Here is a 14,299-nt window from a genome sequence, read left to right on the forward strand (position 1 = left end):
ACGGTCGAGGACCGTGTCCGTCGGATGAGACACCCGCTCCGGTACGTGGACCACCTCGAACGGCGGAGTCAGCCCAGCTCCACCGGCAGGTCGTACAGGTCGTTCTGGGTGACGATCGGCTTGTTGCGCAGCTCCGACGCCGGAACGGCGAGTTCCAGGTCCGGGAACCGCTCGTACAGCGCGGGCAGTGCCACCCCCGCCTCCAGCCGGGACAGTGCCGCACCCGGGCAGACGTGCGGGCCGTGGCCGAACGCGATGTGGCGGTTGGGGGAGCGGGTGATGTCGAAGTCACCGGCCGTCGGTCCGTACTGCGCCTCGTCGCGGCCGAGCGCGCCGAAGGAGACGATCAGCGCCTCGCCCTTGGGCAGGACCTTCTCGCCCACCTCGATGTCCTGTGTGGCGAACCGGATCAGGACATGGGACGTGGGGGTGTTCCAGCGCAGCGTCTCCTCGATCACGTTCTCCCACGGCACCTCCCCGCTGAGCACCTGCTTGCGCTGCTCGGGGTGGGTCTGGAGCGCGGCGACCGCGTTGACGATGAGGCTGATCGTGGTCTCGTGACCGGCCGCGATGATCAGCTGGAGGGTGTTGACGATCTCCTCGTCGGTGAGGTGGTCGCCGTTCTCCGAGGCCGCGATCAGGGCGCTGGTGAGGTCGTCGCCCGGGTTCTCCCGCTTGGTGTCGACGATCTTCGTGAACAGCGCGCCCAGGTCCGCCATCATCTGCGGGACCTCCTCGGGCGGCGTCTGCGTCGAGAAGAACTTCTCGAACAGCTCCTTCAGCCGCGGGTGGTCCGCGCTGTCCACGCCCATCAGTTCGCTGATCACGTTCATCGGCAGCGGGTACGCGAACTCCGCCTTCAGGTCGACCTTCTCGCCCTCGGGCAGCGCGGAAAGCCGGTCCAGGCTCGCCGTCGTCAGCGCCTCGATGCCGGCCCGCAGCCGCTCCACCCGCTTCACGGTCAGCGCCTGCGCGACCAGGGTGCGCAGCCGGCGGTGGTCCGCGCCGTCGACGGTGAGCATGGAGCGGCCCGGGTTGGCGAGACCGATCAGCGGCCAGTCCATGGGTATCTCGCCGCGCTGCCAGGCGCCCCAGACGTTGATGTCCTTCACGAGCCGGCTGTCGGTGAGCAGCTGCCGTGCCTCCGCGTGGTGGGTGACCGCGTAGCAGTGCACCCCGCCCGGCAGTTCCACTTCGGCGAGCGGGCCCGCGGCCCGCAGCCGGGCGCTCTCGCCGTCGAGGTCGGTGACGAAGGGGTCGAGGGCGATCCGGGTCATCTCTGGCCTCCGAGGGCGGTTTTGAGGGTGGTTCCGTCGGTGGTTCCGAGGGCGGGTGCGGGCGTGAAGACCACCGGCAGGTCCGTCAGCCCGCGCAGCCACGGGGACGGGCGCCGGGTGAGCTGCTCGGCGGGGACGGCGAGGTCGATGTCCGGGAGCCGGTCCAGCAGCACCTCGATGCCGGTACGGGCGATGACCTCGGCGGTCTCCTGGGCCGGGAACGGGCAGCGGTGCTCGCCGTGGCCGAAGGAGAGGAACGCGTTGTTGCCGCCGGTCAGCGCGGAACCGTCGGTGCGGACCTGCGGGTCCGCGTTGGCGGCGGCGATGCCCAGCAGCAGCAGGTCGCCCGCCTCGATGTGGCGCCCGCCGAGCCGGGTGTCGCGCGAGGCCCAGCGGCCCGCCACGTTCTGCGTCGGGGTGTCCTCCCAGAGCACCTCGTTCATGGCCTCGGCGACGCTGTGCCGGCCGCCCGAGAGGGAGGCGGCGAACCGGTCGTCGGTGAGCATCAGCCGCAGCGAGTTGCCGATCCAGTCGGCGGTCGGCTGGTGGCCCGCGGCCATCATGACCATCAGGTCCTGGGCGACCTCCTCGTCGGTGAAGCCGCCGGTGTCGGCGAGCATCCGCGTCGCGACGTCGTCACCGGGCGCGGCGTGCTTGTCGACCAGCAACTGGACCATGGACGAGGCGAGGTGCTGCTGCCCGGCCAGCGCCCGCTCCCGGCCGTCGACCATGTCGTTGATCGAGCCGACGAGCTCCGCGCCGACGGTGTCGCTGAAGCCGTAGATCTTCGCCAGGACGAGGGCGGGGAGCAGCATCGCGTACTCGGCGATGATCTCCGTCCCGCCCGTGGAGCAGAACCGGTCGACGAGCGCGTCGGCGAACTCCTCCGCGTACCGCTTCAGGGCGAACGGGTCGACGGACTCCAGGGCGTTGCTGATCATCGCGGCGCGCTCGGTGTGCCGGGGGCCGACCGTGTAGAGGATCGACGGCTGCTTGCGGCCGATCATCGGCAGCAGCGGCCAGTCGTCGGGGATGCGGTCCCACTGGTTCCACAGGTCGGAGTCGCGGCTGAACAGCACCGGGTCGCCGGTGACCTGGTGCAGTTCGCGGTAGCCGAGCACGAGCCAGGCGGGCACGTCGCCGTCGAGGACGACGGGCGCAAGGGCCCCGTGGTCGCGGCGCATCTCCCGGTACAGCCGGGTCGGTTCGGTCTGGAACCGGGGACCGGAGAGCGGCGCGCGGCCCTGGGACACGGGGCAGCCGGCGGGTGGCGCCGGGGGCTGGGTCACGAGGTGGGCTCCGGGGTCTTCGCCGGCGTGATCTCCGGACTGGCGGCGGACGGGGTGGCGGCGGACGGACCGTCGGTGGACGGGGTGGCGGCCTTGCGCTGTGAGAGGGCGTGCAGGTGCTCGACCAGCGTGATCAGTACGTACTTGCTGGACGAACGGTCCCGGGCGTCGCACTCCACCAGCGGCACGTCGTCCGAGAGGTCGAGCGCCTCGCGTATCTGCTGTTCGGTGTGGAGCGGGCCGCCGAAGTCGTTGCAGGCCACGATGAACGGCGTGCCGTGGTGCTCCAGGCGGTCGATCGCGTACCAGGAGTCGGCGAGCCGGCGGGTGTCGACGAGGACGACGGCGCCGAGCGTGCCCGAGAACAGCCGGTCCCACAGGAACCAGAACCGTTCCTGGCCCGGGGCGCCGAAGAGGTACAGCACCGAGCGCTCGTCGAGCGAGATCCGGCCGAAGTCGAAGGCGACGGTCGTGGACGTCTTCGCGTGCACACCGTCGAGGTGATCGACGGCCTCGCCCGCGCGGGTCATGGTCTCTTCCGTGTTCAGCGGACGGATCTCGCTGACGGACCGGACCATGGTGGTCTTGCCGACCCCGAAGCCGCCGACGACAACGATCTTCAGTCCGTTGTCGGCCGTCGGCCGCAGGGCGGCACGGTCAGAGGTTGCGGAGTCCAACGAGCACCTGTTCCAGGATGTCGGGGTCGGGGAGCCGGTCCGCGACACGGGCGGTACGGGGGTGGCGGGCGCTGATCCGGCCGGTGTCCAGCAGATCGGACAGCATGATCCGGACGATGCTGACGGGCAGGCCGAGGCCCGCCGCGATCTCCACGACCGCGGTGGGCAGTTGGCACATCCGCAGGATGGTGACGTGCTCCGACTGCATGCCGGGGGCCGGCTCGCACTCGGAGACCACCAGTGTCACCAGGTCGAACGCGTCCGAATCGGACCGGCTGCGGCCACCGGTGAGGGTGTACAGCCGGTCCGGGGTGTCGTCCCGGCCGGGGCGGGGGCGAGTCATACGGATGCGGCCGCGTCGGCTGCGGTGGCCTCGGTGGCCGAGGGGGAGCGCGGCGGGGCGCTGAGGTGCTCGCCGAGCTGCTCGACGAGTTCGCTCATGTTGTGGCCGATGAGGCCGACGTCGGCCTCATCGGACGCGACGACCGCGAGATGGGCGCCCGCGCCCGCCTCGACGATGAACAGCACACCGCCGTAGAACTCCGCCATCGCGGACCGTACGCCGCCGGTGCCGTCACCGAACTCGACGGACGCGCCGTGCGACAGGCTCTGGATACCGGCGGAGATCGCGGCCAGCTGATCGGCCTGGTCGACGGAGAGCTCAGGGGTGCGGCACAGCTTGAGGCCGTCCCTGGACAGGACGAGGGCGTGACGGGTGCCGGGGGTGCGCTCCAGGAGCCCCTCCAGCAGCCAGTTGAGCTTCTCGTCGGTGGTCGCGGTCATCGGGTGTTGCCTTCTTCCGGGTGCGGGGGATTGGGCCGGACAGCCTGGCGGAAGCTGCTGAAGCGGGCTGCCTGTTCCTTGGGGTCGGAGGTACGGGGCCGGGGGGTCGCGGCGCCGTCGGAGTTGGCGTGGGCACGGGCCTCGGCGGCGGCGAGGGTGCGGCCGCGGGGACGCTTGGGGAGCCCGCTCTCGCCGAACCGGGGGAGGTTGCGGGTGGTCTCGGACGAGGGGGAGTCCGGGGAGTCCGGGGCGTCGGTGGCGAAAGCCGTGGTGGCCGTTGTGTGCGCGGGCTCCGGCTCGGGCGTCGACCCGGACGCCGGGCCGGACGACGGCTCCGCGACCGGGGGCGGCACCTGCGCCGGTACCGGCACCGCGGCCCGGGTGAGGAGCTCCTGCGGGAGCATCATCAGGGCGCCCGTGCCGCCGCGCGCGGACGGCCGGAACGACACGGTCAGACCGTGCTTGCGGGCCAGCCGGCCAACGACGGCGAGGCCGAGCCGGGTGCCGGAGAGCCCCGCCAGATCCTGGTGGGTGGCCGACACCGCACGCTCGGCGCGGCGCAGTTGCACATCGCTCATGACCAGGCCGCTGTCCTCGACGGTCAGGACGATGCCGGCCGGTACCTCCTCGACGTACACATGGACCTCGGCCGTGGGCGGCGAGAAGTTGGCGGCGTTGTCGAGGAGTTCGGCGAGTGCGTGCATGATGCCCTCGGCGGCGTGGCCGGCGACCGCGACGTCGCTGGTCGAGTGGAGACGTACCCGCTGATAGCCGCTGATCCGCCCCATCGCGCCGCGCAGGATCGACTCCATCACGATCGGCTTCGCCCAGCGCCGCCCGGAGCGGGCACCGGTCAGCACGGCGATGGAGTCGGCGAGCCGGCCCGCCTGGGCGGTGCGGTGGTCGAGGTGGAGCAGATCGCCGAGCACGTCCTCTGCGGAGTGCCGGTGCTCCATCTCGCGCAGGTCGGCGAGCATGCTGGTGGCCAGGGCCTGCATCCGGCCGGCGGCGTTGGCGCAGGAGGCGATCGCGGCGGAACGCTCGGTGTCGCTGCGGGCCGCGCGGGCGGTGAGCCGCTCGACCTCGCCGGTGAACCGTTCGGTGTCGGCGGTGGCCTGCGCGGTGATCCGGGCGGTTTGGGCCTCGGCGCCGGCCTTGATCCGGGCTGTCTCGGCGGTGAACCGCTGGCCCTCCGCCGCGGAGGCGGACACGAGCCGGCTGATCTCGCCGGTGAACCGCTGGGTCTCCGCCGCGAGACGGTCCCGCAGGCGGTTCGCGGTGGCGCGGGCGTGGACGGCGGTGGCCACGGCGGCGGACAACGCCACGGCGGCGGCGCCCGCACCCCAGGCCAGCGTGGTCCGCACCGAGTCGGGGGCGGCGACGACCGCCCACAGGCACAGGGAACCGGTGACGGCCAGTGAGATCAGCAGGGCCGGCGCGGTCGGCCGGGATGAGGGGCTCAAGTGGAGTCCTTGGGGGCGGACGGTACGAACGGGGGGCTTACGGGGCTTGGACGAACGCGGGGCTCAAGGGGCTTACGGCGGGGTTTACGGGGCAGGCGTGGCCTACGGATCCGACGGGGACGGATCGGTACGGCGGGGGCGAACAAGACAACTGGAGCTGATAATTTTCAGACAAGTTGTGGTCACTATATGAGAATTGACGCTCTCTTTGGGAAGTACTTGTGGCGTTCTCTGTCAGGTATGTGACTACGCATTCGACGTATTCCGACGTATTGACGTTTTCGTATGGACGTTTTCGTATGGACGTTTTCGGGGGACTCGCACAGGTGCGGGCCGCCGGGTGGCCGGATCGGCGGCATCCTGGCCCCATGGCCGCACATCAGAAACCGACGGAGCGCGACGCACTCGCACAGGCCCTGCGCACCGCGGTCCGCGGAGAGGTCGACTTCGGCCGCACCGCACGGGCGCTGACGACGATGGACGCCTCCAACTACCGCCGCGTACCGCTCGGTGTCGTCACCCCGCGCGACGCCGACGACGTGGCCGCCGCACTCGCCGTCTGCCGCACGCACGCGGTGCCCGTGGTCCCGCGAGGCGGCGGCACCTCCATCGCCGGACAGGCCACCGGCACCGGCGTCGTCCTCGACCTCACGCGCCACATGCGCGGGATCGTCGAGCTGGACGCCGGCTCCCGTACCGCGGTCGTCCGGCCGGGCGTGATCCTGGACGACCTGCGCGCCGCCGCCGCCCCGCACGGACTCACCTTCGGCCCCGATCCCGCCACGCACAGCCGCTGCACGCTCGGCGGCATGATCGGCAACAACTCCTGCGGCGCGCACTCCGTCGCGTGGGGCACCACCGCCGACAACGTGCACGGCCTGACCGTGGCCCGCTACGGCGGCGGCACACTGCGGCTGGGCCGCGAGTCCCCCCTGCCCGGAGCGCTGTCCGGCCTTCCCGAGCTCGTCGCCGCGAACCTCGCCCTCCTGCGTACCGGATTCCCCGAACTCCCGCGCCGCATCTCCGGATACGCCCTGGACGCGCTCCTCCCCGAGCGCGGAACCGACCTCGCCCGCGCCTTCTGCGGCAGCGAGGGAACGCTCGGCGTGGTGACGGAGGCGACCGTACGGCTGGTCGAGGCACCGGCGGCCCGCGCGCTCGCCGTACTCGGTTACGCGGACGAGGCCGCGGCCGCCGAAGCCGCCCCCGGCCTGCTCCCGCACCACCCGCTGACCGTGGAGGGCATGGCCGCCGACCTCGTACCGGAACCCGCCGGGCTGCCGCGCGGCGCGGCCTGGCTCTTCGTCGAGACGGGCGGCGCCACCCCGGCCGAGGCGCGGGCGCACGCCGAGCGCATCCTCCGGGCGGCCGACGCGCTGGACGGTGCGGTCGTCACCGACCCGGCCGGGCAGCGGTCCCTGTGGCGCATCCGTGAGGACGCGGCGGGCACCGCCACCCGGATGCCGGACGGCACGGAGGCCTGGCCCGGCTGGGAGGACTGCGCCGTACCGCCCGCCCGCCTCGGCCCGTACCTCCGCGACTTCCGCGCCCTGCTCGCCGCCCACGGCCTGCGCGGCGCCCCGTACGGGCACTTCGGCGACGGCTGCATCCACGTACGGATCGACTTCGACCTGCTGAACCCCGACGGAGTCGCCCGCTTCCGCCGCTTCTCCGAGGAACTGGCGGACCTGGTCGTCGCGCACGGCGGGTCCCTGAGCGGCGAACACGGCGACGGCCAGGCCCGCGCCGAACTGCTCCCGCGCATGTACGGGGACGAACTGGTCGCCCTCTTCTCCCGGTTCAAGGACATCTGGGATCCGGACGGCGGCATGAACCCCGGCATCATCGCCCGCCCCGCCCGGCTCGACGAGAACCTCCGCTTCGAGGTGCTGCCCAGGCGCCCGGTGGACGTCACGTTCGGCTACCCGCGCGACGGCGGGGACTTCTCCTCGGCGGTACGCAGATGTGTGGGCGTCGCCAAGTGCCGTACGGCGCAGCCGGCTGGCGCGGGCGTGATGTGCCCGTCCTTCCGCGCGACCGGCGAGGAGGCCCACTCCACCCGCGGCCGGGCCCGGCTGCTGCACGAGATGCTCGCGGGCGAGGTGATCACGGACGGCTGGCGGTCGACGGAGGTGCGCGACGCGCTCGATCTCTGCCTGTCCTGCAAGGGCTGCCGCAGCGACTGCCCGGCGGGCGTCGACATGGCCACGTACAAGGCGGAGTTCCTGCACCACCACTACCGGGGACGGCTGCGCCCGGCGGCCCACTACGCGATGGGCCGGCTGCCGCAGTGGCTGCGCCTCGCGTCCCCGTTCGCAACCGTCCTGAACGCCCTGGCCCGGGTCCGTCCGCTGGCGGCCCTGGTCAAGCGGCTGGCGGGGATCGCCCCGGAGCGGACGCTCCCGGCCCTGGCGCGCGAGACGTTCACCCGGTGGCACCGGGGCAGGAGGACGGCGACCCCGCCGAGCGACTGCCGGACGGTCACCCTCTGGCCCGACACGTTCACCAACCACCTCTCGCCCGAAGCGGGGCGGGCGGCGGTCCGGGTCCTGGAAGCGGCGGGCCGCCGGACACTGCTGCCCGGCCGCGGGCTGTGCTGCGGCCTCACGTATGTGTCGACGGGCCAGCTGGACAAGGCCCGCAGGGTGATGCGCCGCACCCTGGACCGGATGGACGGCCACCTCGACGGCCCGCTCGTCGTCCTCGAACCGAGCTGCGCCGCCACCCTCCGCACCGACCTGCCCGAACTCCTCCCCGACGACCCGCGCGCCGCGCGGCTGGCCGCCTCGGTCCGCACCCTGGCGCAGTACCTGGAGGAGTACGCCCCCGACTGGCGACCCCCGCGCCTGAACCGCCCGGCCACCGGCCAGACCCACTGCCACCAGCACGCCGTTCTGGGCGACGCGGCGGACCGTCGCCTGCGCGAACGGGCCGGGCTGACCGGTGAGCTGAGCGGCGGCTGCTGCGGGCTGGCCGGAAACTTCGGCTTCGAGCGCGGCCACTGGGAGGTGTCGGCGGCCTGCGCGGAGGAGACCCTGTTGCCGGCGGTGCGGGCGGCGGAGCCCGGCACGGAATTCCTGGCGGACGGCTTCTCCTGCCGGACGCAGTTGGCGCAGCTGGGCGGTGTGCGGGCCCGGCACCTGGCGGAGGTGCTGGCGGAGGGGCTCGACGCGGGGTAGTGCCGCCCCCCACCGGAGCTGCCGGTGCTTGAGGGGCCGGGCCCCGGTCACGGGGCGGCCGAGCGCACGATCTCGCGGGCGAGCGCGGCGAGCTGCGGCAGCGCGGGATGGCCCGGGGCGTCGCGACGGGCGAGCAGGACCGGGACGGTCGGGGCGTCCACGAGCGGGCGGTAGGCGACCCCGGAGTGCGGGTGCATCCCGGCGGTGGACGCGGCGGAGACCCCGACGCCGCGCCCCGCCGCGATGGCGGTCAGCCAGTCGTCGGTGTTGGCGACGGTGAGCGTCGAGGCGGGCCTCGAATCCGGCGGCCACAGATCCAGGGTGGTGGTGCCGGAGACGGTGTTGAGGACGACGGTGCCGCCCGCCAGATCGGCGAGCCGGAGCGTGGCGCGGGCGGCGAGCGGCCCGTCCGCCGCCACCGCCGCGACCCGGTCCTCGTCGAACAGCACCTCGGTGACGAGCCCCGGCGCCTCGACGGGCCCCCGCAGCAGCGCGGCATCGACCTCACCGCGGGTCAGCCCGGCGGTGCGGTCGTCGATCCGGAGCAGTTCGAGCGGGATCTGCGGGTACCGCTCCTGCCAGCGGCGCAGCAGCGGCGTGGTGTACGGGCCGAACGCGGACCAGGCGTGCCCGATCCGCAGCGGCCAGTGGTGCGGCCCGCCCGCGTCGAGCGCCTCGTCGAACGCGGCGACCGCGGCGGCGGCCTTGTCCCGGAAGGCGATGCCTTCGGGTGTGAGGGCGAGATGGTGGGTGGACCGGTCGACGAGTCGGATGCCGAGGTGCTGCTCCAGGGCGGCGAGCGTACGGGAGACCGCGGGCTGGGTGAGGCGGAGCCGGGCGGCGGCACGGGTGACGTTGCCCTCGTCGGCGACAGCGAGGAAGGCGCGCAGATGGCGGATCTCGATGCCGCGGCTCGACTGGCTTCCGGTACGGCCGTCACCGCTGCGTCCCAGGCTCATGCGCGTGGAGCATAACGGGAGCACAGCAGGCATTTTACGTGCCACGCGGAGATACCTACCTTGAGAGGAGGTGCTGCACGGCGGGAGTGCAGTACCTTCAATCAAGCAGTGCATTGAAATGAACTTTTGGGTTGGGGAGGAACACCGCAGGTGAACGACCAGCGCAGTGCAGCAGGGGCGGCCACGGAGCGGGCCGCGGCCGTCGCCGTACCGGAGGCGGTGCCCGCCCTGGACGGGGCGGCGGCGCCGGCCCGCCCCCGGCGCCGCGGGGCGGCGCTCGCGCCAGTCGCGCTGGTGGTCGCGGGCGGCCTCTCCGTCCAGTTCGGCTCGGCGGTCGCGGTCCTGCTGATGCCGCGGGCCGGGGCGCTCGGGGTCGTCACCTTGCGCCTGGTCGTCGCCGCGCTCGTCCTGATGATCGTCTGCCGCCCGAAGGTGCGCGGCTACACGCGCGCCGACTGGGGCACGGTCCTCGCGTTCGGGGTGGCGATGGGCGGCATGAACACGCTCTTCTACCAGGCCGCCGACCGCATCCCGCTGGGCGCGGCCGTCACCCTGGAGGTGCTGGGCCCGCTCGCGCTCTCGGTGATTGCCTCCCGCCGCCTGATCAATGTGGTGTGGGCGGGCCTCGCGCTGGGCGGGGTCGTGCTGCTGAGCGGGGGTGGCTTCGACCGTCTCGATCCGGTCGGCGCCGCGTACGCTCTGGGCGCGGGCGTCATGTGGGCGGCGTACATCGTCTTCAGCGCCCGCACCGGCCGCCGCTTCCCCCAGGCGGACGGCCTGGCCCTGGCGCTGGTGGTCGCCGCGGTCCTCTCCCTGCCCCTCGGCATCCTGGAGTCGGGCTCGAAACTGCTGGTCCCGTCCACGCTGGGACTGGGTGCGTTGGTGGCACTGCTGAGTTCGGTCCTCCCGTACACCCTCGAACTCATGGCACTGCGCCGCCTGCCCGCGCCCACCTTCGCGATCCTGATGAGCCTGGAACCGGCGATCGCGGCCACGGCCGGCTTCCTCATCCTCGACCAGGCCCTCTCCACGACGGACGCCCTGGCCATCGCCCTGGTCATCGGGGCGAGCATGGGCGCGGTACGCAGCCAGGTGCGGGGCGCGAAGGGCCGCGACCACGCCTGACGGCCCGCCCGCCCGTCCACCGGTGCGCTGTCCCGCCGCGCCTCCTAGGCTTGCTCCTGATCCGAACGGGAAGGGGTGGGGCACGTGGCGACCTGGGGACTGGTCATGGAGACGACCGTGGGGGTGGGGGAGCGCAAGCACACGGAGGCATACGTGCTGGCGCACCTGGAGGGCACACGCGAAGACGCCCTGGCGGAGCTGGAGCGGCGGGCCCGGAACCATACGCCGGAGCACCCCCGGAGCCCGAAGCGCCGTCGGCTCTTCCGGGAGGATGGCGGCTTTCTTCTGGTGATCGACGGCGCCTGGCAGTCCTTCAGCACCCGGTACACGGTGGCGGAGCTGCTGGACGACAGCGCTGCACCGCCCCCGCCCGAGCCGGAGCCCGAGCCGGAGCTGCCGGCCGCCGCGGTGCCGCCGCCTCCGCCCCCGCCGTCACCGTCGTTGCCCTCGCCGCCGGTGGAGCGCTACGCGGACGGGGTGCCGGTCCGGCCGAGCTGGCTGGGCCGCACCGACGTGCAGTGACGTCCTACCGCGACCGTTCGGCTTCGCGAGCGATATTAGGACGACAATGCAAGCACGATTGCTTGTTCAAGAGTCCGTTGCCATGCTCCTGGCCACACCGCCCTGCCCCGAGGAGAGCGCACCGTGCCCGATGTCGCAGCCGTGATCGACGATCTGCGCGAGGAGAGCCAGGAACTCGACCTACTCGTACGGGGGCTGAGCGCCGTGCAATGGGCCGCCGCGACCCCTGCCCCCGGCTGGAGCGTCGCGCATCAGATCGCCCATCTCACCTGGACCGACGAGATGGCGCTGCTGGCCGCCACCGATCCCGACGCCTTCGCCGGGGAAGCGGCCAAGGCCCTGGAGGCGCCCGAGTCCTTTGTCGACCGGGGCGCCGAGGAGCTGGCCGTCCTCGCGCCGGATGTGCTGTTCGCGCGGTGGCGGGACGGGAGGGCGCGGCTGGAGGCGGTGTTGCGGGCTGCGCCGGCCGGTGTGCGCATCCCCTGGTACGGGCCGCCGATGAGCGTCGCTTCCATGGCGACCGCCCGGATCATGGAGACCTGGGCGCACGGTCAGGACATCGCCGACGCCTTCGGCGTCACCAGGACCCACACCGCCCGGCTGCGGCACGTCGCCCGGATCGGGGTGCGGGCCAGGGACTACGCCTACCTGGTGCGGGGGATCGCGGCGCCCGAGGAGGAGTTCCGGGTCGAACTGATCGCGCCGGACGGTGAGTTGCTCGCCTTCGGGGCCGAGGACGCACCGCAGCGCGTCACCGGGCCGCTGCTCGACTTCTGCCTGCTGGTCACCCGGCGCGCCCACCGCGACGACCTCGCCGTCCGCGCCACCGGACCCGACGCCGGCCAATGGCTCGACATCGCCCAGGCGTTCGCCGGGCCTCCCGGCCCCGGCCGCGCACCCGGGCAAGGGGAGAAGTGACTCCTCACCGACGACACCGTCCGACGCCGACGGGTCGTGGCGCGGTGGGCGGCACGGCTGGACGACGCACTCGGCCGAATCCGAGCCCGCCGCCCGGCGCCGGGCCTCACGCCACCGGGCTCGGGCCGGTCGGTCCCAGCTTCCGCAGAGCGGTGATCTGCTCGTATCCCTCGATTTCCCGGAGATCACGCGCACCGGGCCCGACATACCGCGCCGAAGGCCGCACCAGGCGCCCCGTCCGCTTCTGCTCCAGGATGTGCGCCGACCAGCCCGCCGTACGCGCACACGTGAACATCGACGTGAACATGTGCGCCGGAACCTCCGCGAAGTCCAGCATGATCGCTGCCCAGAACTCCACGTTCGTCGCCAGCACCCGGTCCGGGCGCCGCGCGTGCAGCTCCTCCAGCGCGGCCTTCTCCAGCGCCAGCGCCACCTCGAAGCGCGGCGCGCCCAACTCCTCGGCCGTACGCCGCAGAACGCGTGCCCGCGGGTCCTCCGCCCGGTAGACCCGGTGCCCGAAGCCCATCAGCCGCTCACCCTTGTCCAGGGCCTTGCGCACGTACGCGGTGGCGTCCCCGGTGCGCTCGATCTCCTCGATCATGCCGAGGACCCGGGACGGCGCACCCCCGTGCAGCGGCCCCGACATCGCGCCCACCGCGCCCGACAGCGCCGCCGCCACATCGGCGCCGGTCGACGCGATGACACGGGCCGTGAACGTGGACGCGTTCATTCCGTGCTCGGCGGCCGACGTCCAGTACGCGTCGACGGCCTTGACGTGCCGCGGGTCCGGCTCACCGCGCCAGCGGATCATGAACCTTTCGACCACGGACTGCGCCTTGTCGATCTCGCTCTGCGGAACCATCGGCAGCCCCTGCCCGCGCGCCGACTGGGCGACGTACGACAGAGCCATCACCGCGGCCCGCGCCAGATCGTTGCGCGCCGTCTCCTCGTCGATGTCGAGCAGCGGCCGCAGGCCCCAGACGGGAGCGAGCATCGCCAGCGCGGACTGCACATCGACCCGGATGTCACCCGAGTGCACCGGGATCGGGAACGGCTCGGCGGGGGGCAGGCCGGGGTTGAACGCCCCGTCGACCAGCAGACCCCAGACATTGCCATACGACACATGGCCGACGAGATCCTCGATGTCGACGCCCCGGTAACGCAGCGAACCGCCTTCCTTGTCCGGTTCGGCGATCTCCGTCTCGAACGCGACGACTCCCTCTAGTCCCGGTACGAAGTCGGACATGGCGGCTCCCTCGGTCGGCGGCTGTACGGAGGCCACAGTGGCCTGCCCCAAGATATTGGCGGGTTCCCACGACGCGGGGAAGGGTGACATCCGGCACAGCTTCCCCATTCACCGGTGAAGGATTGACGCCCCTCCTTGACGGGCGGACTTGGCCGCTGCGGCAGGATGGCCCCGTGCCCACCGCAGATTCCTCCTCCGATTCCACCACCGATCCGGCCGCGATGCGCGAGCAGTACCGTTCCGAGGGCTTCACCGAGGACACGCTGGCCGACGACCCGATCCAGCAGTTCGCCCACTGGTTCCGGCAGGTCGCCGTGGGCGGGGTGCTCTACGAGCCCAACGCCATGGTGGTCTCCACCGCCACCCCCGAGGGCCGCCCGTCCTCACGCACGGTGCTGCTGAAGAAGTACGACGAACGCGGTTTCGTCTTCTTCACCAACTACGAGTCCCGCAAGGGTCGCGAACTGGCCGCCAACCCCTACGTCTCGCTGCTCTTCCCCTGGCACCCGATGGCCCGCCAGGTCATCATCACCGGCCAGGCGTCCCGCGTCGGCCGCGAGGAAACGGTCGCCTACTTCCGCACCCGCCCGCACGGCTCCCAGCTCGGCGCCTGGGCGAGCGCCCAGTCGTCGGTGATCGGCTCCCGCGACGAGCTGATCCGGCGCTACGAGGAACTGGCCGCCCGCTACCCCGAGGGCGAACACATCCCCGCGCCCCCGCACTGGGGCGGCTTCCGCGTCGTCCCCGACACGATCGAGTTCTGGCAGGGCCACGAGAACCGGCTGCACGACCGCCTCAGGTACGTACGCGAGGGCGAGAACTGGCGCGTCGAGCGCCTGTGCCCGTAGCGAACCGGTGCGG

At 72.7% G+C, this 14,299-nt stretch carries 13 protein-coding genes; 5 read left to right on the forward strand and 8 right to left on the reverse strand.

Translation table 11 applies throughout. From position 1 onward, the window contains the following. Nucleotides 1-68: 68 nt before the first annotated feature. From OH735_RS21125 to OH735_RS21150, 6 genes are read right to left on the reverse strand one after another with little or no spacing between them, the layout of a single operon-like run. Nucleotides 69-1,277 (reverse strand): cytochrome P450, encoded by a 1,209-nt coding sequence (locus OH735_RS21125; RefSeq protein ID WP_406383071.1) that lies wholly within the window; start codon nucleotides 1,275-1,277, stop codon nucleotides 69-71. Then, on the reverse strand, nucleotides 1,274-2,566 hold the full coding sequence (locus OH735_RS21130; protein WP_406383072.1) for a cytochrome P450: 1,293 nt from the start codon (nucleotides 2,564-2,566) through the stop codon (nucleotides 1,274-1,276). The genes OH735_RS21125 and OH735_RS21130 overlap by 4 nt, the downstream gene beginning before the upstream one ends. Continuing rightward, nucleotides 2,563-3,243 (reverse strand): GTP-binding protein, encoded by a 681-nt coding sequence (locus OH735_RS21135; protein ID WP_406383073.1) that lies wholly within the window; start codon nucleotides 3,241-3,243, stop codon nucleotides 2,563-2,565. The genes OH735_RS21130 and OH735_RS21135 overlap by 4 nt, the downstream gene beginning before the upstream one ends. Continuing rightward, nucleotides 3,224-3,586, reverse strand: a complete 363-nt coding sequence (locus OH735_RS21140; protein WP_406383074.1) for a DUF742 domain-containing protein — start codon at nucleotides 3,584-3,586, stop codon at nucleotides 3,224-3,226. Before OH735_RS21140 ends, OH735_RS21135 begins: the two co-directional genes overlap by 20 nt. Further along, nucleotides 3,583-4,026, reverse strand: coding sequence for a roadblock/LC7 domain-containing protein (locus OH735_RS21145; RefSeq protein ID WP_406383075.1), 444 nt, complete (start codon nucleotides 4,024-4,026; stop codon nucleotides 3,583-3,585). Before OH735_RS21145 ends, OH735_RS21140 begins: the two co-directional genes overlap by 4 nt. Further along, a complete protein-coding gene (locus tag OH735_RS21150) occupies nucleotides 4,023-5,489 on the reverse strand; it encodes a sensor histidine kinase (RefSeq protein ID WP_406383076.1) in 1,467 nt (488 codons plus the stop codon). The genes OH735_RS21145 and OH735_RS21150 overlap by 4 nt, the downstream gene beginning before the upstream one ends. A gap of 368 nt (nucleotides 5,490-5,857) precedes the next feature. On the opposite strand from OH735_RS21150, the gene OH735_RS21155 reads away from it, so the two are divergent. Next, nucleotides 5,858-8,668, forward strand: a complete 2,811-nt coding sequence (locus tag OH735_RS21155; protein WP_406383077.1) for an FAD-binding and (Fe-S)-binding domain-containing protein — start codon at nucleotides 5,858-5,860, stop codon at nucleotides 8,666-8,668. A gap of 47 nt (nucleotides 8,669-8,715) precedes the next feature. Here OH735_RS21155 and OH735_RS21160 read toward each other — a convergent pair whose 3' ends face one another. Then, nucleotides 8,716-9,627, reverse strand: coding sequence for a LysR family transcriptional regulator (locus OH735_RS21160; protein WP_406383078.1), 912 nt, complete (start codon nucleotides 9,625-9,627; stop codon nucleotides 8,716-8,718). Between the two features lie 150 nt (nucleotides 9,628-9,777). Here OH735_RS21160 and OH735_RS21165 point away from each other — a divergent pair, with 150 nt between their 5' ends. From OH735_RS21165 to OH735_RS21175, 3 genes are all read left to right on the forward strand, one after another. Then, nucleotides 9,778-10,752 carry an EamA family transporter gene (locus tag OH735_RS21165; RefSeq protein WP_406383079.1) on the forward strand — a complete coding sequence of 325 codons (975 nt, stop codon included), beginning with the start codon at nucleotides 9,778-9,780 and terminating at the stop codon, nucleotides 10,750-10,752. A 105-nt stretch (nucleotides 10,753-10,857) separates the two neighbouring features. Further along, the gene (locus tag OH735_RS21170) at nucleotides 10,858-11,274 is read left to right on the forward strand and encodes a hypothetical protein (RefSeq protein WP_406386664.1); all 417 of its coding nucleotides are present in this window, start codon (nucleotides 10,858-10,860) and stop codon (nucleotides 11,272-11,274) included. Between the two features lie 123 nt (nucleotides 11,275-11,397). Beyond that, nucleotides 11,398-12,192 carry a TIGR03084 family metal-binding protein gene (locus OH735_RS21175; RefSeq protein ID WP_406383081.1) on the forward strand — a complete coding sequence of 265 codons (795 nt, stop codon included), beginning with the start codon at nucleotides 11,398-11,400 and terminating at the stop codon, nucleotides 12,190-12,192. A 106-nt stretch (nucleotides 12,193-12,298) separates the two neighbouring features. Here the strand turns inward: OH735_RS21175 and OH735_RS21180 are convergent, their stop codons facing one another. After that, on the reverse strand, nucleotides 12,299-13,438 hold the full coding sequence (locus OH735_RS21180) for a citrate synthase 2 (protein ID WP_406383082.1): 1,140 nt from the start codon (nucleotides 13,436-13,438) through the stop codon (nucleotides 12,299-12,301). A 221-nt stretch (nucleotides 13,439-13,659) separates the two neighbouring features. Between OH735_RS21180 and pdxH the strand changes: the two genes are divergently transcribed. Continuing rightward, nucleotides 13,660-14,286 (forward strand): pyridoxamine 5'-phosphate oxidase, encoded by a 627-nt coding sequence (gene pdxH, locus OH735_RS21185; RefSeq protein ID WP_406386665.1) that lies wholly within the window; start codon nucleotides 13,660-13,662, stop codon nucleotides 14,284-14,286. The last annotated feature ends 13 nt before the right edge of the window (nucleotides 14,287-14,299 follow it).

It is taken from the genome of Streptomyces sp. NBC_01618, from assembly GCF_045209435.1.
Classification (GTDB): Bacteria; Actinomycetota; Actinomycetes; order Streptomycetales; family Streptomycetaceae; genus Streptomyces.

Excerpts from the sequence above, each read along its gene's own strand:
- OH735_RS21140 (WP_406383074.1), bottom strand. The coding sequence starts at position 3,586 with ATGACTCGCCCCCGCCCCGGCCGGGACGACACCCCGGACCGGCTGTAC.
- OH735_RS21155 (WP_406383077.1), top strand. The coding sequence starts at position 5,858 with ATGGCCGCACATCAGAAACCGACGGAGCGCGACGCACTCGCACAGGCC.
- OH735_RS21160 (WP_406383078.1), bottom strand. The coding sequence starts at position 9,627 with ATGAGCCTGGGACGCAGCGGTGACGGCCGTACCGGAAGCCAGTCGAGC.
- OH735_RS21170 (WP_406386664.1), top strand. The coding sequence starts at position 10,858 with ATGGAGACGACCGTGGGGGTGGGGGAGCGCAAGCACACGGAGGCATAC.
- OH735_RS21145 (WP_406383075.1), bottom strand. The coding sequence starts at position 4,026 with ATGACCGCGACCACCGACGAGAAGCTCAACTGGCTGCTGGAGGGGCTC.
- OH735_RS21125 (WP_406383071.1), bottom strand. The coding sequence starts at position 1,277 with ATGACCCGGATCGCCCTCGACCCCTTCGTCACCGACCTCGACGGCGAG.
- OH735_RS21180 (WP_406383082.1), bottom strand. The coding sequence starts at position 13,438 with ATGTCCGACTTCGTACCGGGACTAGAGGGAGTCGTCGCGTTCGAGACG.
- pdxH (WP_406386665.1), top strand. The coding sequence starts at position 13,660 with ATGCGCGAGCAGTACCGTTCCGAGGGCTTCACCGAGGACACGCTGGCC.